We start from the raw sequence: 23942 nt of genomic DNA, 5'->3' as shown, positions 1-23942 counted from the left end.
GCGGCATCAGGCCGAGACAGGTCCGTGTTGGCTCTAGTGGTCGAATTCCAGCTGCCTAGTCAGAGAGGAATGTAAGAGCGGCCTATATTTTTGGCGGCGGGTAGGTCACAGTTGGGCAGCCATATTGCAGGTGGTTCGTATTTGAGATTTGAAATCTGCCGTCAGAAGGGTTTTTAGCCCGCTTGGCGCGGTCATGGAGTGGAAAATGAATAAGTATTTCAAGAACTTGATTATCGGAGCTTTATTTGGAAGTGCGGCACTGGCTTTTGCCGATGTTGCAAAGGCGGATGCCATTTCTGGAGATTGCGACTATCACGATACAATTGGAGATATCCCCTCTCCCGTTAGCGAAAATGTTTTTGACATTGTGGAAACTGACGGGTTTCTCGGCCGTGTGCGGATCTCCTTGTCTTTCGCAGGAGAGCCCGTTTCTGCTGGCGCTTGGGTGGTTCTTCACATTGAAAATGATGAAGGTTCGTCAGATTGCTATTTGGTCCACAAAGGAAGCACCACAGACCCTAGAGGTTTTAATGACGCTTATGTGTCAAAGACCATAGTGCGTCCCAACCACGAAACTGAAGGCTTGGAGATCTTTATTCCGGTCTCAGAATATCCGTATGCTTCGGACGAAAACCACATAGTCAGGATGGTTGAAATCAACATATCTAAGAGTGGGCAGCCATTTCTAGTGGAGTGATGCATGGGAGTTCCTTTCCACCGTTCGAGTGATGAGGGTTGGAGGTCTAATGATCTCCTCTACGCGTTGCGCGGTGGGGCTTGACCTAGGGGTGCAGGGCCTTGCAGCGGTCTAACAAAGGAACAGAACGTGACGTCACTGAGGCTGTCGATTTCTCTTTTTGTCATTGTGGGGTTTTCTGCATGCGGTCAATTTCAGTTGCAAAAGGTGCGACTAACCGCGGACGAAGCAATGGCGAAGCTAAACGACGGACAAGCCGTTTCGCTAGGTGTCGATCATAGCGGTTGGGTTGGTCTTGAAGAGCGCGATGGGGCTCATTGAGTGGTTCGTTCTGAGGAGATCGGTAGCATAGAGGAAATACTTGATCGGTGTATTGGTTGTTCAGATATGACTATTTGGATTGAGTAACCTGCGTATGCCTCTGCTAATTTAACATCTAACAAGGGAGCGCCGTACTATCGAAGTACAGCAGGTTTGATTTTTAATGCTTTCAGCTGAATGTCATTGAACCCAACACTGGACGAGGCCGCATGATTTCCGGGCGAACGAAAACCATACAGGCTCTTGGGCTGGGAACGGGAGGCGCTTGGGTAGAGGTTGTTTCAACTGATGCACGCGTCGCCTATAACCTTGGCTCTGGTCTTGAGATTTCGCGCGACCCGGATGTGATCCGGAAGGAAGCCGCTGAGCTTTCGAGTGCTTGGGCAGGGGCAAGCGACTTTGCCCAAACCACCTTGCTGGTCATTCGGTGCCTGCCCGATGGCCTCGCCGATGGCTGTGCCTATCTGCAGTTTCACAACGAAGGCAGCTGGCGGGTGATCAATGTTGACCACCTGGCCATACGCCCCGAAAAGCGGCGACTTGGCTATGCTAGTGCCTTGTTGAAGTTGGTCAGCGACATAGCTGCCGCACTCAGTTACGACGCTGTGACGCTACTCTGTGCGACAGATAATGTCGCGGGTTTTCAACTCTATACCAAAAAGCATGGCTATCACATCATGTCTGAACTGCCAGCTAGCTCACCCTCTGCAACAACAGATCAAATATTGATCAAATATATCGCATAGGCATCTACATTACGAAATTTTCAACTTCTTAAGCGACGAAATAACTTTGTTCGCTCCGACAGCATAGGCTTTGAATGCCTTGTCATCTTTGTTCTGACCCTTGGCCTCCTTTACGTCCTTTTCCATAGCTGCGATCGCTGCGGCCACTTTTGCTTTGCTTGCGTCCTTTTCAGCCTTTTTCAGCGCCTGAACCGTAGAAGGCTTCCCATTGACAAGACCGTTGCTTTTTTTGATCGCAGCCATGTACTGGCTTTCAATGTTGGTAAACTTGATCAAAGGCGCATCGTGGCCGGTAATTTTTTTCACAAGCGTTTTCGAAGATTTATCCAGCTTATCCGCATCACTTTCGAGCGACTTCAACTTGGCCTGAATAGATTTACTGGCTACTTTTATTGACTTTTTCATGGGCGGTTTCCCTTACAGAGTAAGTTCAAAAATCTGTTGCTCAAGCTTGATCGACGCGATGCTTGCTTGACGAGACTTGACTGCCTTGCAGAGGGTATCGATTTCTTTCTCTACTTTCGCGATCTCCTGGATTACTTCCTCGCGCTGTGTCGCAGCTGCGCCCCAGGCCCAGCCGATCCAAGTGTCAGCTTCTTTTTTGAGCTTGGCTTCGGTAAGATTGAGGTCCTTCAACACCTGTTTGTCCTTGATTAGCGTAGCAATATCCTTGTCCAGGTCTGCTTCCAATTTTGCCAAGGCGTTGTCCTGCCTTTCCTCTTCCTCCACAGCTTTCTCAAGAAAATTGGCAAGGGCGACAGCTAGGGCAGCAATGAGATAGATACTGGGGTCTTCTATGTCCTGTTTCAGTTTATTCATACGCGTCACGTAATCCTTATGCGCGGATTCAAATTGCTCTGCCTTCAATTTTGCAAGCGGGCCACCGGAAGGAACAAAGGATCCGTTGATGTTGGCAAAACTTGGTTTTTTGGCAAACATGACGCGTTGGTACATCGCTTGTTTCAGGCGTATTTCGCCCAAACATAGCCCATAGGTCTTTGCAGGATCCTGGATCGCTGCTTTTACATGGCTCACACGAACTTTTTTGAGATGTTTGAAGAATACGGGTAACCTGTTCGACATAAACGAAGATCTCCTAATAAAGAAAAATGCAAAAACACGTAAAAGAGGAGTAAGCCAAACTTAAACCATTGAGCTCATTTTCCAAATAATAATTTGCGGATTAATGAGGTGGTCCTAGTTGTTCGACCACTTCGCAGCCATGTTAAGAAGGATCATGGTGTCATATCAATCTGCTATTCTCAGCGGTTCTGTTCTGCTGGCACAGGTTTCAATCGGGGCCGGTATGCCATGGGGCGAGCACGGCCTCTGGGCCTTGAAGGGTAACAAAGGTTTTTTGGGGTCAGATAATTCCGGTCGATGGCTTCCGCATCTCAGGGCGCTGTCCTGCGTTGGGCATGTAGCGCAGCTTGATTGAAACATAAAAACGCGACAACATGCAGAAGATTGCATTCAAGTTGGGCAAGAGCGGTTGAAATTAGCCGGTTTTATTCGTTTGCCGTTTAGGTAAAAAAAAGGATTTCGCGCATGGCAAAATTTCCAAAAATGGACAAATCGGAAAAGGAATATGAGCGCGAACTCCGCCAATTCAAATGGAATGATGCACGCGCCTTTGTTGGTGTGGATTTCGATTCCACAGGCCTTACTCGTGCTAAAAATTTGATGGGTCAAGCCGCAGGGGCTGCGCTAAAGAAGCCCTATTGTAAAATCGGACTGGTACAAAAGAACCTTGTTTTCAGGATCAAACATGACAAGAAACACCATTTCGGTGAAGACGACATTATTCTGATCCGCAACTATGGTGATATCTCGGGCGAGGAAGCGTTAAGCAGTAAGTCCAAAAATCAGGGTGTTTTGGGCCGCGCGACGGCGCGTGATCCGCTGACAGTAGAATGGTGGCAAAGGACCCTGGGCTCAACCGTCCAGGACCCGTCAGATTTGAATGTGATGATCCCACAATTTCAGTCCAAGCTCGAGACTTTGAACGGAGTAACAACCGCGCGCGCGTTTGACGAAACCATTCAGGTTTTGGACAGTATCAAAGGAGAGGCCCGTAAAGTCATTGCTGCCTTTCCTGCTAAAAATGATCGCATTCTTCTCAAAAAACTGGTTGCTGGAATTGCTTTCCACGAAAAGGCGGTTCGGGCCAAACAAGATCAATTCCAGGCTAAAGTCGGCAATGTGCTGCGGGTCATTATAGATTTTCTGAATAAGACTTCGAAAGAAAGAACAGCTGAGCTTATTAAGTCCGTGCAACAAGGGAAGAAATGCCTTGCAGCTGGCGACCAGCGAGGCGGTTTGCGTTGCCGTTCTGAGGCCGAACTCAACCTGAACAAGCTCACCGAAGAAACAAGTGAAACCTTTACAAAGCGTCTGATTGCACTTCAGGCTCAGAAAAACGGCATTCATTCCGACGAGTTTCCGCTGCGCCTAGTGGCGTCTGCACTGGGCGATGCCAGCCGGCGCGTTACAACGGCCACTGCAGAGTTCAAAACACTTGCGGATGAAATTGACGCCACGACGACTGAAGCCTCACCCGGTAAGCGAAGTTTCAAGGTGGTCGACAAGCTGGAAGACGCGCTTAAGAAGATTATGAAACTGGCAAAAGACGTCGAAACCGCAGCGGTGCATGCGAAGGAAATGTTTTTGGATTGCACCACGGGTAGCAGGTTAGGTCGTTCAGCAGACGAATGGTTTGAAACGGCAACGACGGGGTTGAACGATACCCTTATTCCCACAATCAATAAAATTTCTGCTATGATCACAAAATCTCGCTCTGAAGCCGGTCAGGACGATAAGGAACTTCTTAGTGCCCTGAAGAAATTGGAAACTTTGAATTCCCGACTGGAAGCCAACTGCAAAAGCGGGAAGTTACATCAAAGCGTTGAAGCCGCCCAACAAGCCTATGATGACGCGCCCAGACTGGTTGAGGAAATGGTGCAATCCGTTAGCGCAGATACAGACGACCTTCAGGCTATGGCGGAAGCCGCTCAATCAATAGTCAAGGATTGGGAAGACAATAGAGCGGAAGCTGCAGAGACTAGAAAGCTGGTTCGGGAGGCCGTTTCACGAGCCACAATAATGTCTACAAGTGGGCAGGGTGGATATTCAATGTTGGGGTACTTCCCATGGGGGCATCTTGATAAAGTGGTCAAACATCAGCACTATTCTGGTTCGCGGAACTCTTACATCAGAACCAAGGCCAAGTTTGAAGACGTCAAACAAATGCTGGCAGATCTTGAACAACGGGTGGCGTGAAACCCGTTTCATACCAACCCAACGCTTACTATGGCTGTGGCAACCCCACTCAAAACTAGGGGTGCCGATCCATTGCGAAGGTTGGATAAGATGCGCACTTGCCAGCATTCGTAAAAAACGCAGCAAGTAGTCGGCTGGAACCCTTTTACTGAAGTTCGGTTCCACTGCTTTTGGCAGCAATCACTGTGAGGCTAATTGCAATTTTTAGCTTTGGACATTCGACAGCGTATCAAGGCAAAAACTAAGGGGAGTGTTCTTTGGAAGCGAGCAATAGCCATTTGACTTTAGAGCCTCCGCCGGAGCTATTCCCCCTCCGATGAGAATAAGAAGGAAATCGTCCAAAGGCGGCAAATGCTCCTCTGAGTTTGCAACTATCTTGTCCAGAGACACAGTTTCAAGCGCTTCAAAAGCGGGAAAGTTATTGTGCCATCGGCCCCTGTTGGATGTTCAGTAAGATAAAATTGCGCCCCCCAGACCGGGTCACTAAAGAAACGATTGAAATATAGTCTATTCAATTGATCATGTTGGATTTTCAACCCTGTTCGCTCAATCCCTCCAGCACGAGAGGTTTCATAAATCTCCTGCATTTTAGTATGAACTTCCGGCCATCTTTCCGCCTCAACTGTCGCACTCAGCGATAAGATCGCCTGGTTCTTATTCATGATAATGAAGTCAGAGCGTGGATCGTAGGCCGCGCGCATTTCCTGTCGGATAATCCGGAACATCTCGGAGCCTTGGTTGGCACCAATATAATCCATTAACAGATTTGCGCCTATTTGATCGACATCGTCTTTGAACGCTTCTGCTTTCACGAACAGGATCAGCATTTCAGTGGAGTTGGGGTCCGCAAAATGAATGGTACCGGTTGGCAGGGCAAACGGGCGTTTTTCTATTCCGGTTAGTGCGTTTGCCCAGCTTGCAAAGGGCCATTCCCACTTTGCCTTCGCCTTGGGAAGTTTATTGATCAGGCGACTGGCACGGCGTTCTACTTTCGGATCTCCGGATCTCAAGATTGCCTGATTGGGGCGCCCAAAACGAAACTGGCCATAACTTCAACGATAGCTGCTTCATCAGGTTCAAATGCAAGTAAGTAAGAGACTTCGTTTAAAACATCCGATGGTCTTCTCGTTTTGCTAGAGTTCTCAAGATTGATTTCTTGAAGTTCCCTTGCATACCAGCCTTTCGAGAATTCCGGCTTAAGCAAAAGGTTCTCGAGGTGTACAAGTGTTTCTGGAAAAACCTCTTCGGGTGCAGAAACGGTGAGCAACAGATTGCTCCCGTTTGTACTGATGTCTTGCCTGATCCCCTTTAATCTCAGGAATGTACTGATTTCATAGGGGGAGCGGCTCGACGTTCCGCCTGAAATAATACTTGAGAGATTAGCTGTCAATTTGGCGATCCGATCTTGCGTCGGACGATCTATTGACCAAACCAAAGTTATTGCTGAAAGACCATTTCGAAGAGGGGCAAGATAAGCAAAATCCGTCTTCCCAGTTGAAGCAACAAGCTCTGCTCGCGCTTGGTCCTTTCGCGTTTGATCGGCGCTCGCTTGCTGTGCTGGTAGCAAGTAAAGAGACAGGAGAAGGGCAGAAACAAAAAGATATCTGAGTGCTCGCATTTTATTCTACCTTTTTGGCCAAAATGACGGATGTAGCTGATGGCCTCAAAACGGTATTTGCAAAATCAATGACCTCTTGGTCTGTCGTATTGCTTATCAGCTCAACGAACACTGAGGGGCTAATAGGCGGGAAACCATCGGCCGCAACATTTTGTAGGAACGACAGAAACGTTGCTGACCGACGGCTGGCGGCTTGGGCGTTTACCACTTCTTTCTGGCGCGCTTGATTGATCTCATCTCTGTTGATCGGTTCGTTTAACAAGTTGTCTATAGTCTCTTTCAGACTGTTGTGCGCCGCATCCAAACTGAAGTCGGGCATCAACTGCATATCTATGAAGAGTTCAAGATCGCTATTTTTAGCAAAGTACCAATCTAGATAAACTCCAAGGATCCTCTCGTCCTCAAAGTACAGGGCATTATGTAGTCTGCTGTTCAAGATATCGATCGCGATGAAAAACGCGCCCTGCATGTCTATGCTGGTTGACCGATCTTCGAAGTCCACGAACTTTGCATACTGCACAGTGTTATGCTTCAACCTAGTCGATTCTACGTACTCAACAGATCTAAGCGCAGGATCTGGCTTGTAGTCTAGCCAAGGTTTTTCAGGAACCGCAGAGGGCTTTGTATCGCCGAATATACGCGAAACAAGTTCTGCGGCTCTATCGGGTTCAATTTTGCCCGAGACGATTACAGTAACATTGGAGGGAGCATAGTGTTGCTTGTGAAACTGATAGGCCTTTTCAAGGCTCAATTTGGGCAAGTCATCAATTGTATTATTCGCACGACCGCGCAGAGTGCCATACAGGTTTTGAAGCGCAATTCGTTTCAGCCAACGACGCGGAGATTGCCTTTCCCGAAGCAATGTTTCGCGCTGAACGATGTCAATTTCACTTTCAGCAAAGCCTGTTGGCAAATTCGGTGTGTCAAGGACGGCTCGAGACAAACGCAATAGCATTTCAATGTCGGAAGGCGCGCCAGAATTCGTGTAAACCGTGGACACATTGTGGGTTGATGCATTGAGATCGCGTTCTCTAGGTTGCCTAAGTACGGCCGTATCCGACGAAAAAGCCGCCAGATGCTCTGTCAGGTGAGCCGTTCCCGATGGCTCTGGATCATCATATGACCCTGACAGAACAATCAACTGAACGTCTACGCGGTTGAAGTCATCTGTCGGAACAACATAGGCTGCGTGCAACCCACCCTTTTCCGAAAGGGGGATGACGCTTTGTGCTTGAACTGCTCCACCAATGAATAAGAAAAACGACGATAGAAAAAAACCAACTGCGCGCATTATGGGCCTTTGAAATAAATTACCTGAGCAAAAAAAAGAAAACCCGCCTTGGGGAAGCTTTTGAAAGTGACTTTGGTCTGCGAAATGCTTGCTGGAAATGGGTTGTTTTTTCAAGCAGGCAATTGTGAAGTAGCGGCGAACGACTGCAAAGTAGGCCCAAACTGCGGTAAACGAGGTAGGTATTTCCCTTAAATTCGGCTAACGGCATTTGCAGATTCTGGCGCGTAGCGCTGTATTTGGCACAATGGGTGGGTCGCGGATACTTGTTGCTGCCTGTTTGAAGGACTGCATAGCTGGCTTTTTGCAGTTTGCAGCTTACTCGAGAACGTCAACTTCTACGTTAGAAATAGTCAGGAAAACGCTCTCGATCCATCCCAATAGCTTTTTTTCAGAATCACTTAAGCCCGGCTTCGCTGGGAAGATCAGGCCATATGTCGAACTGTCGGCGACAAATCCATATGGGGCCACCAGACGGTCCTTGTTGATGTCATCACTGACAACGATACGGGGACAAATGGCGACGCCCAATCCACTCGCCGCAGCCTCTGCCAGCAAAAAGTGGTGGTCAAATAACCTGATGTCCTTGGGTCTTGGTGAGTCTGGGTGCATATTCATCCAGGTCGTCCATGCGTCTGGACGTGTCTTGCTGCCAAGTCCAATGTAGTCACCGCTGCGAAAAGTAGCCGACATCTCTGGCGCCATTACCGCGCCAATTTCTTCGTGAAGCAGCGTCTGCACATGCCAAGCCGGGTCAATTGCGAAATCGAGCCGTCTGATAGCGAGCGTCACCCCATCTTTTGCAAAATTCAATGACCCGCCCCCCACTGAGAGGTGCACTGGAATGTGAGGGTGGGCATCCTGAAACTGACTAAGTCGCGGGATCAGCCAGCGCATCGCAACTGACCTTTCGCAGGACAGTACGATGGGTGCATCCCCTTCTTTGTCGCGGATGGAGGATAACGCTTCACCAATTACTGACAGACCTTGTTGAGTGGCCTGCGCGAGCAAGTCGCCGTCTGGTGTCAGTGCGATGCCGCGCCCCTCGGGTGTGACAAGAGTAATGCCCAGATCACGTGACAGCTTCGCTACGCGTCGACTGATCGCGCCATGCGTCAACGCCAGTTCGTCAGCTGCGGCACGCATTGATCCAAGGCGGGCAACCGTTTCAAAAGCACGTAAGTCATCAAGGGAAGGGATGTCGGATCGTTTCATTGGTGACCATATATCACCACTATAGGTGAAAACATATCGATTTATAAAGGCAAGCGGATCGTTATGTTCACCATATGACGAATAGTTCACCTCTCATCCCATCTGTTGGGATCCTCGCAGACGACTTGACCAGCGCCGCCGATGGCGGTGCGCCCTTTGGGGAAAAAGGGTTGGAAATCAGGATCATTCGAAAAGGCATCCGGCAGGAGACCGGTTCTGCTGAAGTTGTTTCTATAGATTGCGCAACGCGTTCACTGGACGAAGCCGCTGCCATCAAGGCAACAACGCTGGCAACCCGATCCATCGCCGGTGCTCGCGTCCTGTACAAAACCATCGATAGCACCTTGCGTGGACATATTCGGGCTGAGATAGGGGCCGCCTTTCTTGCCAGTGGTCGAAATCGTTTGGTTGTCGCGCCGGCCTTTCCTGATGCTGGGCGGATTACGCGAAATGGAGTGCAATTCGTTCATGGCCTCCCTGTCTGCCAGTCCAATTATGCGCAAGACCCGGTACACCCAATACAGTCATCAAACATCTCCGACTGCATTCCATCTGACATCCTCAATGTGATCATACTGGACGCTGAAACACAGCAGGACCTGAACGACCAGGTTACTGCTCTTGGAGAGATCGAAACGACTCTTTGGGTGGGTTCACCAGGAATGGCAAAAGCTCTTGCCAGCCAACTGCCACACAAATTGGGAGCAGAACGTCAGGCTCCAGTTTCTAAGTCTGTCTTGGTGGTCGTAGGCAGTGCAAACCCCATGAGCACATTGCAGGCGAGGAGACTTAGAGACGATCCGCGCGCGGTTTGTCTGAGCGTTCCCAACGAACGTGCGGTTGATCCGCGAAGGGTGGTTTCAGACCTTATTAGCAAGGCAATTCAGCAATGCTCCCAATGCGATACAGTGATTGCGACTGGTGGCGATACAATGGAAGCGTTTCTTGATCGGCTCGACGTGTATGAATTTGTTCTGGCTGGCGAAATTGAGCCCGGTTTTCCATTAGCCACAGCGCGTCTCTCAAACGGCGCACCAATAACCCTTGCAATGAAGGCTGGTGGCTTTGGCGATGAAAACACCTTGCGCCGCGCAGTAGATCACCTTTGTTCCCGCTCTTCATCCAACTGAGAAATCCAGATGACACAAAACAAACTGCCAATGGCAATTACGATGGGTGATCCATCCGGGATTGGGCCTGAAATCACGGTTAAGGCGCTGATCGAGAGTGGGGCTTCAGATCGCAGCATCGTTTTCGGCTGTCCACGCGTAATGGAACGGGCCGCAAGGATGGTGAACGCGGATATAGAAATCCACTGCCTGAAAAGCATTGATGATGCCCGCTTTGCTCCGGGTACAATTGAAGTGCTCGGCACCAGCGACCTGGATACCCCGCCACCTATGGGAAAGGTGAGTGCCGCCGGTGGTCAGGCCGCTTTTCGTGCCATCAAGACGAGTATAGATTGTGCCTTGGCTGGGGATGTTTCGGGCATCGTGACCGCACCGATCCATAAAGAAGCACTCAGTGTTGCGGGCATAAAGTACCCGGGTCATACGGAAATGCTGGCTGATTTGGGCGGCGCGGATAAAGTTGCGATGCTTTTGGGTAATGAGGAAATCCGAACGGTTCTTGTGACGATCCATTGTTCGCTCAGCGATGCAATCAAGGGGGCGGATTATGACGCGCAAATGGATGCAATTCGTCTGGCGCATCAAGGCGCCATCGCACTTGGGTTTGAGAACCCTCGGGTTGCAGTCGCGGGGCTTAACCCTCATGCGGGGGAAGGCGGGTTATTTGGGCGCGAAGAGATCGAAATTATCTCACCAGCCATCAAGGCGGCACAGGCCGAAGGTATCAATGCGTCGGGACCTTGGCCCGGTGACACGGTGTTCATGCAAGCCCGGCGGGGATACTTCGACATTGTGGTCGCGCAATATCATGATCAGGGATTGATCCCCGTAAAATACATGGGGCTGGAAAAAGGGGTCAACATCACGTTGGGACTGCCTTTTGTCCGTACGAGCCCCGATCATGGAACCGCTTTTGATATCGCCGGGACGGGCAGGGCCGACGCGTCCAGTCTGATCACCGCTCTGAACTACGCCGACCGTCTGGTCGCAGCCAAACAAGAAGGAAAACTCTGATGGGACTTCGTTTTATTTTTATGCTCACCCGCAATGACAAAACTGTCGAAGACGCAGAGCAACATCTGGCCACGGCTCTTGCAGCAGGTGTGCACCACATAGGGTTCAAGGATGTAGGCCTGCCATTTGAACGGCTGACAGATCTAAATGCAGCGATCAAATCTGGCGGTGCTACAAGCTATCTCGAAGTTGTTTCACTCGACAAGGAAAGCGAGGTTGCGTCAGCAAAAGCAGCGATCGACATTGGTGTCGACATCCTTCTGGGGGGTACAAACGTTGACGAAGTTCTGCCAATCCTCAAAGGTACGGGTATTCGGTACTACCCTTTTCCGGGACGGATTGAGGGGCATCCAAGTGTTCTAGCTGGGTCTATTGATGAAATCGTAGAGAGTGCTCAAGCACTCGCGGCACGCGACGGCGTTCACGGTCTTGATTTGCTGGCCTATCGTTCAACAGAAAACGTTACGGGCCTCATGGCTGCTGTTTGCGCAGCCGTGGATAAGCCTGTGATCATGGCGGGTTCAATCGGCAGCCGTGAACGTATTGAGATTGTTCGTCGGTCCGGCGCGGCGGGCTTCACCATTGGAACCGCAGCGCTGGATGGGGATTACCCCGCAGATAGTCCGGAACTTGAAACTCAACTGCGTTCAATCCAACGCGACGTCGCTGGTGTAAACAAGCATCTTTCCTCGCACACACCCACAAACCTAGATGCGTGTTTCGCCACTTTCACGGAAACCTGGAGCCCGAGAATAGCTGGTCAGGTAAACAACATGATGATTAAACTTGCGAAATTTGAAGGCGAGTTTCTCTGGCACCACCACGAAGTGGAAGATGAGCTGTTCATGGTGCACAGGGGCAAATTGATGATGAAATTTCGTGATCGTGACGAGATCATCAACGAGGGTGAGTTCATTATCGTTCCGCATGGGGTGGAGCATTGTCCGGTCGCTCTGGATGGGACATGTGAAGTGCTGCTGTTGGAACCTGCTACAACAGTTAACACAGGTAACGCCGACGATCCTCGTAGGGTCACTGACCTTGCCCGCGTGTAGATCAATTCGCCGCTTGTCATTAGAACAGTTGCCGCAGTTCGACATTCTCATTCCAACCATTTCTTGGAGGACCTAAGCAAATAGATTGCTCAAAAAACGGAGTAAATCTGTTGGTAGCTGATCTAATCTACCGACCTTTAAGTTGGTTTCGTAGAGAGTGCTCACGTCATGCTCAATTCCGATACCAACGACTGAGAAGCCCGGCGTTGCCTGTAAATCTTCAATAACTGATTTGAGATGAGACAAGAGAAAGTCAGGCCCGTTCTCTTGAAGGGTTCCAGCATCGGTTGGTGCCCGATCAGAAATCATCAAAACCAGGTTTGTGTCTGTGTTCAATGCCTTCAGCCGTTCGGCCGCCCAAAACAGAGCCTCTCCGTCGATGCTTTCTTTGAATAGCTCGCCTCTGAGCAGACTTCGGGTTTCATGTAGAGCACCAGAGGTGGCCGAAGAAGCGTCTCGGTACACAATATGCGTAACGTCGTTCAGACGTCCAGGGTTCTTTGGGCGCCCTGAATTCAGCCATTTCTGTCGCGATTTTCCGCCATTCCAGTCGACTGTGGTGAAGCCCAGGGTTTCATATTGTACCCCGATCTTGTCCAAAAAGTCGGACATCACTTCGACCAGCAATAAGGTCTGGGTGGCTCGTTGCTCACTTAGTGGTCCGGCCTGAGCAACGACAATTGAAACTGCGGTACGGGAGGGGGTAAAAGTTGGGTTTTCCAGCACTGTATCCACCTGCCCCTGGCAGCCAAACGCTGCCATCATCCGCATTTCTCCCACAACGTTTTCGTATGCCAGCCACTGGTCATTTAGGGACAGGTTTCGTTGCGGGGACATATCCGCCCAGAGAGAAAGTGCTGAGGTGTAAATGTCATTTTCTGTCGTGAATATTTTGTAATCCGAGCCTGTGTATGAGCTCTCCCATGGCTTTTTCACACTATGCCTCCCTGCTGAATGCTTCATTGGAGATTAGAAACCGTTCAAGATCAATGATAGTTCAGGGGGAGGTCTGTTTTCTGTGGTTCTGCAGGTCCGCAGTGACAACGACCACTTTCCAAAGTCAGTGGAGGTGGATCCGTTAAGGTTCAACAACTGCAAAAGATCGGTTTTGATCAACGGCACTATACCGATGATGCCGGGGCAGGAATGATCACCGTTGTCTTGGATGGAGTCGGCTTACCAGTCGCAACCCGAGAACGTTGTGTCTGATGGCCCGGTGCACATCGCAATCCGGGCCTTAGAAGGTGTTGTCGCGGTGGAAATATGAGTGGACAGCCGTCATTCGCTACGCTGCATCAATGACAGCGATCAGCGCATTGGAGCTGAAAGTCGTGGCCTGTTCTTCCAAATGATTGTTGGTGGCTGCGGCAGATCAATCAGGCTGAAAAGGAACAATTCACCGGATCTTCGATGAATGTGGTGCCGCAAGAAGGGCCTGCACAATTTATGCACGAAACCAGTCTTTTTTCTGCACAAGTCGTGACCGTGAAATGCAAACTGCTCAGTCATTGGTTTCCTCGAAAACAAATTGATTTCTTGGAGAGCATTGATGAGCAGGCAACTTGTAATTGACGGTGTACCTGATTGCATACGACAGGATGGATGGTGGCTAACATGTGACAGCCCCCAGACAGACGATGACGTTGGTCGAGATCGCGTTCCGCGATCCACGACCTTCATCAAACGGCATCCCTTGGCCTTTCCGGCACTGGCCCTTCTGACTCTGCTTGCGGACTGGTTGTTCTGGCAGAAAAATCTTGGGATTTCCGTTGTTCTATTTGCACTTGCTCTGTCCTCCGCCATTCTTGCGTTGAAACCGGGGGGTGTCAGCCGTCGTGAGACCATGGCAGCACTAGTATTTGAACTGATTTGCAACCTCCCAGTGGTGGAACAGCTTCAGCCCATGTCCTTTCTGTTCACCGTCCTTGGGATCGTCGCATTGATTGTTTGGGCGGCTTTTGGACGGGTAGTGGAGTGGTGGCAGGCCATTTGGGCATTCCTGCGGATCTCAATCGTCGGGCCGTTTGTGCTGCCTGTAATGATTGTCGACGAGATAAAAGGCTCCCAGACAAAAATAGATCTTAAGCAACAAGCCAAGGCTTTCATCCTGCCGCTGTCCATCGGGCTGGTATTCTTGTTTCTCCTCACCTCCGCCAACCCAATACTGGAGCGTTTACTTGAACAGTTTGCAACGCTGGAGTTCTTGTCTCCCAAGCAGATCATGCGTGGCTTGTTCTGGATTATCACGGCATCACTGATCTGGCCCTATCTGAACCTGCGTGAGAAATGGCTAGGCCCGGTAGCGAAGGCACCAGCCTTTACCTCTGCTAAATTAGCGTGGTGGGGTTCAATAGTGAATGCAGAGTCGGTTCGAAACTCACTGGTCCTCTTCAATGTTCTTTTTCTGTTTCAAACAGTTATGGACATCGGCGTTTTGACGGGGGGGATGTCCATGCCCGAGGGGATGACCTATGCCCGATATGCTCATCGCGGGGCCTATCCGTTGGTGGCCACTGCGTTGTTTGCCGGGGTGTTTGCTATCGCCACCCACAAGATGATCAAGGCGAACAGGTTTCAGCAAAAACTTTTGTACCTATGGCTTGGCCAAAATCTGTTTCTGGTCATCACAGCGGCATACCGTCTAAGCCTATATGTTGAGGCCTATACACTGACCTACCTTCGGGTTGCGGCTTTCATCTGGATGCTGTTGGTGTTTGCGGGGCTGATCCTGACCATAATCCAGATCCGCCAGTCAAAGAAAATTGCGTGGTTGGTTCGCTCCAATCTGGCGGTATTGGCAGCGACACTTTATCTGTGTTGTTTCGTAAATTTTGCCTTTGTGATCACGAGCTACAACATACAAAACGCAAGTACTGCAAACCGGTTTGATGAAAGATACATATGTGAACTTGGCGAGCAAGCATTGCCTTTGATCTTGGCACAAGACCAGAAGACAGGAACTCGCATGTGCATGGGATACCACTACGGTAGGCCTATTTTTGAACCAATCAGCGACTGGCGCGAATGGGGCTTTCGCAAATGGCGTCTGCAAGCGTATCTTGGCGAAAAATTGCATAGGTGAGACAATTATGTCCGGCCGAATTCTTATTGTCGACGACGACCCAAACATTCGAGAAGTGATCGGTTACGCGGTCGAGAGTTCCGGCTTTACGACGATGTACGCAGAAGATGGTTTGGCTGCGCTGGATGCCGCCAGAGGCAGCAATCCGGACCTGATCGTGTTGGATATTGGCCTGCCCGAGATTGATGGGTTAGAGGTTTGCCGCGCGGTCAGGAAAAACTCTGATGTACCCATTCTGTTTTTGACCGCTAGGGATGATGAGATCGACCGGATTATTGGCTTGGAAATTGGTGGCGACGACTATGTTACCAAGCCGTTTTCGCCAAGAGAACTGGTTGCACGGATCAAGGCAATTCTGAAAAGGGTAGCGCCACCCCTAAAGGAAATCGAGCAGACGTTTGCCCACGGTGATTTAGAGATCGATGCCCACCGGCATTTGTGCCTCGTGGCCGCACAAGAGGTTGCGTTGACTGCCTCAGAATTTGCCCTGCTCAAGGTCCTGATGGCAAAGCCCGTTAACGTCATGACCCGTCAGCAGCTTACGGTTTCGATGTATGGCAACAACATCCATGTGTCAGATCGGACAATCGACAGTCATATCCGAAACATCCGAAACAAACTGACGAAGGCAGGGTGTCCGAACAGCATCATCACCGTACATGGCGTAGGACTGAGGATGGGAACATGCCAGACGGGATAACTTCAGGATGGCGTCCTCGCCTTTGGGCAGTTCTGTTGCTCGTACTTGGGCTGGTGTTGTGTTTGCCCTTTGCCGGGCTGTTTCTTTTCAAATTCTATGCCAGCCAGTTAGTCCAGCAAACTGAAGAAAGTTTGCTTGCGCAGGCTTCGGTCTTGTCTGCCACTTACGCCCAGTTTTATGAGATGCAGACTGGCGAAGAAAATTCGGTCCAAGAAATCCAACAGGATGTTGCGCCCGTTTTTCCGTCGATATCTATCAACAGCGATCGTGTTCTTCCACCTCGTCCGGACGCTGTGCCAAGTGTCGACTTGCCGAGCCCCGCTTACGTTGAAATTGGCGCGCAACTCACACTGATATCGGAGGCTTCCCAAGCGCAGACGCTGGCCGGATACAGATTGCTGGATGCCAAGGGGAACGTGATCGGCGGTAGTGCCGAGGTGGGACTTTCATTGGCCGCAGTGGATGAGGTGGCTCGGGGGCTCAAGGGGGAAGCCGTTTCGGTGGCCCGTGTGCGCATTCGGGAAGGCCGGGAGCCTTTCCTATACGCATTCAGCCGTGGAACCAGAGTCAGGGTCTTTGTGGCGATGCCCGTAGCCGTCAAAGGTAAGATTATTGGGGTCGTCTACTTAAGCCGTACTCCAAGTCACATCTTTCGCTTCCTTTATGGCGAACGTTTCACCCTGGCCAAAGCGGGCGCTTTCATCTTCATTTCAACGGCTTTGATTGGTCTGGTGTTCTGGCGTTTCATTACTCGTCCGATACACACCTTGATGCAGCGCACACGGTCAATTGGGAACGGAGGCAGAAGATGGGAACCTATCAACCACTATGGAACCCGAGAAATTGAAAACCTCAGCAACAGTTTTCAGTCTCTGACTGCACGGCTTCAGGATCAACAAGACGCACTGAAATCTTATACGGCTCATGTGACCCATGAATTGAAATCCCCATTGACCGGGGTGAAAGGTGCCGCTGAACTGTTGCGCGAAAGTGAGATGTCGCAAGAGCAGCGGCAAAGGTTCCTTGATAATATCGAGAAAGATACGGCCCGCATGGAAGAGCTATTGGCCAGCATGCGCGAATTCAGCTTGGCCGACCAAAATGCAAACATTGGGACCTGTAATCTAGGTGGGTTAGATAAGGAATTCCGTTCCAGTTTCCCCAACCTCGAAATCGGGGTGAAAAATGAGAACCTAACTCTGCCCGTACACCAAAACACATTGAGGATCATCCTGACACATCTGTTGGAAAATGCCGCTCAGCATGAGGCAAGTGCAGTCGATCTGGAAGCTGGCATGAATACCAGGGGAGTTTGGTTGACAGTCAGCGATGATGGGGCAGGTATCAGTAAGGGAAATCGGGAAAAAATCATGACTCCCTTCTTCACGACACGGCGAGAACAAGGGGGGACTGGAATGGGGCTAAACATCGTAAAATCAACTGTTGAGGCACTTGGCGGAAACCTTTCCTTAGACCCTCGGAACAACGGGACCTGTTTTCGCATCAGTTTTACCGACGACTAAAATTTCGATCTACGCAAAGTCCCACCCAATCAGCTTTCCACTTTTTCAGGGCAGCGAGTATGAAGGGTTTTGAGACAGGGAGCTGCCAGTAGACGCCAAAAAGACGGATGCTGTACAGGAAAAGAAGGAGCTGTCCAATGCGAGAGCAGGGGATCTTCGCTGCTCTTGGTTTTACTATTGGTGGCTGAGGGCCTAAAACCAACGCACCCTTTGGCGAATGACGCCCACAAACTTTTATGAAGGCGTCCCCCATGCCCACCAAAGCGAAACTGCATCCCCGCAATCAACATTCAGAAAGTTACGACTTTGCGCGTTTAGTGACGCAGACACCTGAACTTGAGCCCTTCACGATCAGCAACCCCGCGGGTCAGACGACGGTTGATTTTCAAGATGTGGGGGCTGTCCGCATGCTCAATCGGGCATTGCTAAAGACGCATTACGATATTGATTTTTGGGATATCCCTAGCGGCTATCTATGCCCACCAATTCCCGGCCGTGTCGATTACATCCACTATCTCGCGGATTTGCTTGCCGACAGAAATACTCAAGAAATCCCGCGCGGGCGCCACATCAAAGCGTTGGACATCGGCACCGGTGCGAGCCTAGTTTATCCCCTATTGGGGCAAAGCGAATACGGCTGGCACTTCACCGGCTCCGATATCGATGCGGGTGCTCTCAAATCTGCAAAGCAAATTTGCAAATTGAACGGGTTGAAAATCACTCTTAGGCGACAAAATGAACCTGAGAGTATTTTTCGTGGCGTGATCACACCCAACGATGCTTTTCACGTAACCCTGTGCAACCCGCCTTTTCATTCGTCGATGGAGCAAGCGCATAGAGGCACCCAACGTAAGTGGGCGAACCTTGGCAAAGGGCGGTCGAAAAAGCTCAACTTTGGTGGCCAAAACGCTGAACTTTGGTGTCCGGGTGGCGAAGTGAAATTTATCGCCCGCATGATCGAACAGAGTATCGAGTTTGCCGACCAGTGCCTGTGGTTTACCTCGCTTGTGTCAAAAAAAGATAACCTCCAGCCACTCCAACGAATTTTGAAAAAGGCCGGTGTCGTTGATTTTAAGATCGTCGAAATGGCTCAGGGGCAAAAGACAAGTCGTTTTATAGCTTGGACTTACATGAAAAAAAAGCAGCGCTCTTTGTTTTTTAACAGAGCCGAGACATAGGGGCCTCTGGTGCCGAAGGTCTGCAATGTGGCTAATGACTGCCCAATTCATCGGCACACTCGACGACACCCGTTTTGTTTGCGAAGCCAATATCAAGGACGTCATGGCTGAGTCCGCACGCGTCGGTGGCAAATGTAAAGCAGTTGAAAGAGCGCCGAGATTAGCCAACGACAATCAGAACAATTTGCTGAAGGACTTCAACGTTGCGGTTGCTAACGCGAAGGTGATGGTCAAGAAAGTTTCGTCTGCTCACAGCATGATGCTAGGCCGGCTTGAGGACTTAGAGATCGCTAAGAATGAATTGAAAAAGCATGATATTGATACGCTCACTGAAAAAGCTAAGAGCCAACTCAAGGCGTTGAAAAAAGAACGAGACGAAACCATCAAATCAATCGAAGAAATTACCAAAATCGCAAAAGTTCTTGTTTCAAAGAACCTCATCAATATTTTCACTTTGGCGCTTAATAAAGTCGCAACACACAGTGTGAAAGCCGAATACCAGCCCGAGCTTTCGAAGCTCGCGGATAAAATAAAGAGTATGAAGGAAAAATCTGCCGGACTTGCTAAGGATATCAAGTTGGGTGAGATTAAATCTGCCACCCACAAGTTCAACGCAGGCGTCGATACGTAAAACGCGGCGGAGAGCGAATTCAATGCTCGGATTGACGAGGCTGCGCAGGCGCGGAAGAATTTGATGAACAATCTTGATGGCACGCCATCGAAGGCGCTTGCAGACGTCATGCGTGCCCACAAAATAGATGATCAGCGTGTTGCAATTGCCAGGCGAAACGTCTGGGAATACAAAACCGGGCTTCAAGGCGCATTGAAGAGTCTGTCAATCCTCTTGCTAAGCTATAAATCTGCTAAGAACACCGTCAAGAAAGCTGTAAAGAAAGACAGTTCTTACAACCCGGTGTCAGAGTATGGGAAGGCTGTGTGTGGAGGGGCGTTTCAGAACGGTCACCATTTGGAAGCCTGGAAACGCAATGCCGTATCTGAGATCGGTTACTGCAAAAAACAAGAAATTTATCTGGACGACGATAGCAGGAAGGGACCGTTCGGAGGGTTCCATAAAATGAATGCAATGGTAGATGCGGCACGAGACAAAACTCGCAAGGAACTGAAAGCAAACCGTCCGAAGTGTCCGGTCTGAGGTCTAAGTTTTGGGCGGATGAATTTGAAGAATACCAGCTGCCTGGTTGGATGACATGATGCAGGAGAAGGTATTCTACATGGGGAATGTCGCGTAAAAGCTATTGGATTTGTCGAGGAAATATCAGAATCGCTTTCCTCGTTTTCTCTTGATCTTTCCGTCATCATTTATTCAACATATGCGACCATTCCAACAACACGGTGATTCAGTTGCGTTTATTAGTCTCATTGGCTTTCACTGTTCTTTCCCTTATTTCGACGTCAGCTTTTGCAGCTGATTTCAGCCCTGGTGAACCAGGGATCTGCCAGTTGCGCATGACGGGACCAATAACAACTGGGGACGTGCAGAAACTTGCGTCCCAGATCGATGTTTTTGGCGAAGCCGTGGAAAGCACAAGTGATCATATTCTTTGTGTGTCGGGCCCAGGCGGAAGTCTGGATGAAGCGCTGAGAATCGGAGCATTGCTGTATGACAAGGGGATTGGTACCCGGATCGAGGCCAATCAATCCTGCATGTCAGCCTGTTCGATCGTCTTTATGATGGGTACCGTTTTCTTTTACGAGGGGATTGGCGACGGACACAACTCCAATCGCCGGATGCACGTTACTTCTCGTCTTGGGTTTCACCGACCAGAATTGAAGCTAAAGGCCGAAAACTTGTACGACGCAGCAGCCGTTGAAAAGTCCTTTGATATTGCCTTGCAGGCCACGTTGGAATTCATCCGAATGGCTAATCTGGGATCTAGGTCTCAGACAATGGTGCTACCTGATTTGATCGAAAACATGTTCGCCCATAAGGGGCAGGACTTCTATTTCGTGGAAACCACTGGTCAGACCAGTCGATGGGACATTGATCTAGACGGCTTTAACTCACCACAGTTGATGGATTCACGCGCGGCCCACAACGCATGCAGCAATCTGGGTGTTTGGCAAAAGCGTTATGAAACTGATGCGGGGCAATATTACGAACCCAATGTCGAAATTGTTGCGAACCCAAATGAAGGCGCTGTATTTCGGGTTTACGGCGCCTTTCAAAGTGATGCGTCGCATGAGTGCCTGATCCAATTACAAACCTATTCAGGAGGCGATGCGACGTTATTTGCATGTGGTAGCCTTGGACGCGAGAACCTGCTGATTGCAGGTAAGGCTTGTGGCAATGGTTTTGATGAACTGACCTACCGGTCTTCGGACCAGCTAACGTATGTGCATAACTATGATAAACGGGCATTGTTGCCGCCTGCCACCCCCTTAGAGTTGGCAAACGCCGAGGCGCGCAAGATTGAAAGCCGGGCGAGGGACTATTTGGCCAATCAAATTTTACCCAGTGACGTAGCGCGACTGAGGGCTGAATGTACTGCTCCAAATGGACTTGTTCAGGTCGCAAATGTGCAGAATTTCGTCAACATGCGTAGAGGGGCCAGTTTCAGCGACGCAGTTGTAACCCAAGTTCCATTGGGTGCCAAACTACGTCCTGCCGACGATAAAATTTACCGGTCTTCGAACCATTCAGCCCAAGGCGGACGCTGTACTGATCTATGTATCAGCGCACAAAATAAGGAATTAACGGCGGTTGATTTTCTCGCGTTGAACCAATGCTTTGATGATAACTACTTTTGGTACAAACTTCAGACACAACGTGGACACACTGGTTTCGTAAGTGCCCGATTTCTTGAGTATTGAGAATAATGGGATATGATTTCCAAAGCTTTATTCGGCATTTGGAACGCACCCTTCTGGGGTGCAAACAAACGGGTCACTAAAGCTATTGGGAAGTCCATCAAAGGAGGGGCCGAGCTATGAAACAAGCACTTCGATACTATGGATATCTATTGATAATTGGTTTTGTTTGTTTGGGTATTTGGTACTTTTTTGAAAGATATACGTTCCTATGGGTGGCCTTGTTGAATTTTGGTGTCTTCACGTATTGCTTGGTAAAACTAACCCTTGGTAAGTCTGGACCTGATTGAAATGTAAGCGTGGTCCGTCAATATTGTAGGAATTTACCACTTACGAAACCGACCTGTCCATTTTCGGTTTCCACTTCATACCAGTAGCGGTTCGCATCATAGCATTGAGATATTTCGTCAAGATCATATTGCTCAGAAATGAGTGAAGTTAGGCCGAAAGCGCTATATTCACACAGGGTTTCACATCGCTCTCCCGCTTGGGTGTCCCACAAGTGAACCTGACCAGTTATCGGTTTTACAATTCCTCCAAGTTCTATTTGGCCTATGGCAGTTGCTTCCAAACCTGGTTGAGAGCGAAGGTTTGTAAACGAGCTAACTCCTCTGACACGCGCTGACATCCCGAGATTGCTGCAACGTCGGCGCAAAGATTCGACCGGCGATGAGGCTACCTTTGCAAGCGCACGACCTTTCCTTTGCACCTCTCGTGCGGCAACTTGCACCGAACTCAGCGGCGTTGATGGCTCAAAGATTACATTCATTTCAAAACGGGGGCCGATGCTTTGCAAGGGCGATGCCCAGCGTTCAATATTTGGGTCAGCCGCTGCAATACTGCGGCAGTCACCGTTGCCGACAAAACGTTCATCACTTGGGAAAGAGCCACATACCTCCAGTACAGGCGCTTCTTCACCTGTAACTCGCACAAGGCATTCGTTGCCGCTGCTTTCGGTCAAAAAGTTACCAAGCACAGCAAAGACGAATTCGTTATCGCTTCGGGTTAGAATATCGACATGGCGATCTGCATCCAGGTCGTCCATCAGCACTTCTGAGTACCGTGATTGCCACTCACCTAGATTGTCGCAGGCATGGATTGCCGCGCGTTTGTCAATTGCGTCCGGCCAGCGCACCCCATCGATTCCAATGTTCCAGCGGCCAGCCTTTCCAATGGTATCAATGTAGAAAAAATCATTGCCACGGTGGGCATACATTGACTGGATCAGATCCGATGGGATCATCGTTTCCCGGTAAGATCCAAAATTTGCCAAAACGATAAATTGCAGCGACGCTTCAATAGCTAAGTCAAAGGCTTCTCCTAAGAGAGCTGAATCATTTCTGTCTGCCACAGAAGATACCAATTCGGGGCGATGGAAACCCAGAACTGAAGAAGTGTGCATTCGTCGGTCCGCGTTATGACCGTCACCTGGGGCGTGGTCTCCGTATGTGTTGCCCATCATAAACGCAATAGCGCAGGAAGACAGGCACTCCGCTTCTGGTTCCAATCGCGTAGGGATGCCGCGATCATAAAGTAACTGTCCGATGTGAAGCCCCTCAGTTATCGACCCTCCTGGGCTGTCGAGGCAAAGCTTTTGGCCGTGGATACCGCCTTCTAAGGCGCCATTCTCGTCAAATACCTTGCGGAGGGTATCAGCGTCACCTTTGATGATCTGGCCAGAAAAGCGGGTTTGGCAAAGACCATCTCGTCCAACTTCAACTGTCCCAGCCCAAAGGGGGGCTCCGATCAGGAGCCCGATAGTTGCGAGAGAAATGGCGGGTTTCATCACAATTTATCCTTCCGGGCAGCTCAAGACACTTCCGGTAAGAAGGATGCCTCTCGCTTAGCGATTTCGTCCAGCAAAAAGTAGAAAACTGGCTGTGAATTCGTTTCTTGGGGGGCAAGCCAGCAATAAGTAAAGCGGGGCTTGAAATCCCTTGCTTTCAGCGCCTGCTAGAACGTCCCTGACATTCACACCATCGTAAGCGGTATCAATGAGGTTAACGATGTCCTTTAGTCCAACAAAAGGAGCGCTCTAACAGAGTGTTTCGTTTTGGGTAGTTGTGTGAGAGCGGATATTGAGGACAACTCGCGCATCCGCTCTCATCTCTCAAATCTGCCTTGTATACGCGCTCAACAGAACCAGTGTTGAGCGCAGACTTCTATGAGGGTACTTATTTAATTAGGCCTACAGAGGTGAAATTAATCAAAGTTTGCTGAATTGGCCAGTCGACCAAGTGACGTTGGGTTAGTCCGTTTAAGGAGAG

Annotated in this window: 22 protein-coding genes; 14 read left to right on the top strand and 8 right to left on the bottom strand. The window is 49.8% G+C overall.

Annotation, left to right across the window (positions count from 1 at the left end):
* Window positions 1-205 precede the first annotated feature (205 nt).
* The 3 genes from GO984_RS14905 to GO984_RS14895 all read left to right on the top strand — a co-directional run bounded on the left by GO984_RS14905 (window position 206) and on the right by GO984_RS14895 (window position 1764).
* The gene (locus tag GO984_RS14905; RefSeq protein WP_157023421.1) at window positions 206-697 is read left to right on the top strand and encodes a hypothetical protein; all 492 of its coding nucleotides are present in this window, start codon (window positions 206-208) and stop codon (window positions 695-697) included.
* Window positions 698-826: 129 nt separating this feature from the next.
* Window positions 827-1018, top strand: a complete 192-nt coding sequence (locus tag GO984_RS14900; protein WP_157023420.1) for a hypothetical protein — start codon at window positions 827-829, stop codon at window positions 1016-1018.
* A gap of 209 nt (window positions 1019-1227) precedes the next feature.
* A complete protein-coding gene (locus GO984_RS14895; protein WP_157023419.1) occupies window positions 1228-1764 on the top strand; it encodes a GNAT family N-acetyltransferase in 537 nt (178 codons plus the stop codon).
* Between the two features lie 9 nt (window positions 1765-1773).
* On the opposite strand, the gene GO984_RS14890 is transcribed toward GO984_RS14895, so the two are convergent.
* Entirely contained in the window at window positions 1774-2169 is a 396-nt protein-coding gene (locus tag GO984_RS14890) for a hypothetical protein (protein ID WP_157023418.1), read from the bottom strand.
* A 12-nt stretch (window positions 2170-2181) separates the two neighbouring features.
* Window positions 2182-2847 (bottom strand): hypothetical protein, encoded by a 666-nt coding sequence (locus tag GO984_RS14885; RefSeq protein WP_157023417.1) that lies wholly within the window; start codon window positions 2845-2847, stop codon window positions 2182-2184.
* A gap of 465 nt (window positions 2848-3312) precedes the next feature.
* Between GO984_RS14885 and GO984_RS14880 the strand changes: the two genes are divergently transcribed.
* A complete protein-coding gene (locus GO984_RS14880) occupies window positions 3313-5043 on the top strand; it encodes a hypothetical protein (RefSeq protein WP_157023416.1) in 1731 nt (576 codons plus the stop codon).
* 371 nt (window positions 5044-5414) lie between these two features.
* Here GO984_RS14880 and GO984_RS14875 read toward each other — a convergent pair whose 3' ends face one another.
* From GO984_RS14875 to GO984_RS14860, 4 genes are all read right to left on the bottom strand, one after another.
* Window positions 5415-6053: an insulinase family protein gene (locus GO984_RS14875; RefSeq protein WP_245231132.1), complete on the bottom strand. Its 639-nt coding sequence runs from the start codon at window positions 6051-6053 to the stop codon at window positions 5415-5417.
* Entirely contained in the window at window positions 6050-6661 is a 612-nt protein-coding gene (locus tag GO984_RS14870; RefSeq protein ID WP_157023415.1) for a hypothetical protein, read from the bottom strand. The genes GO984_RS14875 and GO984_RS14870 overlap by 4 nt, the downstream gene beginning before the upstream one ends.
* Window position 6662: 1 nt before the next feature.
* On the bottom strand, window positions 6663-8066 hold the full coding sequence (locus GO984_RS14865; RefSeq protein ID WP_245231130.1) for a M16 family metallopeptidase: 1404 nt from the start codon (window positions 8064-8066) through the stop codon (window positions 6663-6665).
* 201 nt (window positions 8067-8267) lie between these two features.
* Window positions 8268-9164 carry a LysR family transcriptional regulator gene (locus tag GO984_RS14860; protein WP_157023414.1) on the bottom strand — a complete coding sequence of 299 codons (897 nt, stop codon included), beginning with the start codon at window positions 9162-9164 and terminating at the stop codon, window positions 8268-8270.
* A 74-nt stretch (window positions 9165-9238) separates the two neighbouring features.
* Here GO984_RS14860 and GO984_RS14855 point away from each other — a divergent pair, with 74 nt between their 5' ends.
* The 3 genes from GO984_RS14855 to GO984_RS14845 are packed head-to-tail and all read left to right on the top strand — an operon-like array spanning window position 9239 to window position 12363.
* Complete coding sequence (locus GO984_RS14855) at window positions 9239-10294, top strand: four-carbon acid sugar kinase family protein (protein ID WP_157023413.1); 1056 nt, start codon at window positions 9239-9241, stop codon at window positions 10292-10294.
* Window positions 10295-10303: 9 nt separating this feature from the next.
* Complete coding sequence (gene pdxA / locus GO984_RS14850; RefSeq protein WP_157023412.1) at window positions 10304-11308, top strand: 4-hydroxythreonine-4-phosphate dehydrogenase PdxA; 1005 nt, start codon at window positions 10304-10306, stop codon at window positions 11306-11308.
* The gene (locus tag GO984_RS14845) at window positions 11308-12363 is read left to right on the top strand and encodes a cupin domain-containing protein (RefSeq protein ID WP_157023411.1); all 1056 of its coding nucleotides are present in this window, start codon (window positions 11308-11310) and stop codon (window positions 12361-12363) included. The genes pdxA and GO984_RS14845 overlap by 1 nt, the downstream gene beginning before the upstream one ends.
* A 72-nt stretch (window positions 12364-12435) precedes the next feature.
* Here GO984_RS14845 and GO984_RS14840 read toward each other — a convergent pair whose 3' ends face one another.
* A complete protein-coding gene (locus tag GO984_RS14840) occupies window positions 12436-13299 on the bottom strand; it encodes a cobaltochelatase CobT-related protein (RefSeq protein WP_167740358.1) in 864 nt (287 codons plus the stop codon).
* A gap of 613 nt (window positions 13300-13912) precedes the next feature.
* Between GO984_RS14840 and GO984_RS14835 the strand changes: the two genes are divergently transcribed.
* The 7 genes from GO984_RS14835 to GO984_RS14805 all read left to right on the top strand — a co-directional run bounded on the left by GO984_RS14835 (window position 13913) and on the right by GO984_RS14805 (window position 21678).
* On the top strand, window positions 13913-15445 hold the full coding sequence (locus GO984_RS14835) for a DUF4153 domain-containing protein (protein ID WP_157023409.1): 1533 nt from the start codon (window positions 13913-13915) through the stop codon (window positions 15443-15445).
* Between the two features lie 7 nt (window positions 15446-15452).
* Window positions 15453-16145: a response regulator transcription factor gene (locus tag GO984_RS14830; protein WP_157023408.1), complete on the top strand. Its 693-nt coding sequence runs from the start codon at window positions 15453-15455 to the stop codon at window positions 16143-16145.
* Window positions 16130-17668: a sensor histidine kinase gene (locus tag GO984_RS14825; protein ID WP_157023407.1), complete on the top strand. Its 1539-nt coding sequence runs from the start codon at window positions 16130-16132 to the stop codon at window positions 17666-17668. Before GO984_RS14830 ends, GO984_RS14825 begins: the two co-directional genes overlap by 16 nt.
* Window positions 17669-17919: 251 nt before the next feature.
* Entirely contained in the window at window positions 17920-18846 is a 927-nt protein-coding gene (rlmF, locus tag GO984_RS14820) for a 23S rRNA (adenine(1618)-N(6))-methyltransferase RlmF (protein WP_157023406.1), read from the top strand.
* Between the two features lie 34 nt (window positions 18847-18880).
* The gene (locus GO984_RS14815) at window positions 18881-19477 is read left to right on the top strand and encodes a hypothetical protein (protein ID WP_157023405.1); all 597 of its coding nucleotides are present in this window, start codon (window positions 18881-18883) and stop codon (window positions 19475-19477) included.
* A gap of 63 nt (window positions 19478-19540) precedes the next feature.
* Complete coding sequence (locus GO984_RS14810) at window positions 19541-19999, top strand: hypothetical protein (RefSeq protein ID WP_157023404.1); 459 nt, start codon at window positions 19541-19543, stop codon at window positions 19997-19999.
* Between the two features lie 314 nt (window positions 20000-20313).
* The gene (locus tag GO984_RS14805) at window positions 20314-21678 is read left to right on the top strand and encodes a hypothetical protein (RefSeq protein ID WP_157023403.1); all 1365 of its coding nucleotides are present in this window, start codon (window positions 20314-20316) and stop codon (window positions 21676-21678) included.
* A 304-nt stretch (window positions 21679-21982) separates the two neighbouring features.
* Here the strand turns inward: GO984_RS14805 and GO984_RS14800 are convergent, their stop codons facing one another.
* Complete coding sequence (locus tag GO984_RS14800; protein WP_157023402.1) at window positions 21983-23461, bottom strand: SH3 domain-containing protein; 1479 nt, start codon at window positions 23459-23461, stop codon at window positions 21983-21985.
* Between the last annotated feature and the right edge of the window lie 481 nt (window positions 23462-23942).

This window comes from Parasedimentitalea huanghaiensis (assembly GCF_009753675.1).
Taxonomy (GTDB): Bacteria; Pseudomonadota; Alphaproteobacteria; order Rhodobacterales; family Rhodobacteraceae; genus Parasedimentitalea; species Parasedimentitalea huanghaiensis.
This window is presented reverse-complemented; position numbering and strand designations above follow the sequence as displayed.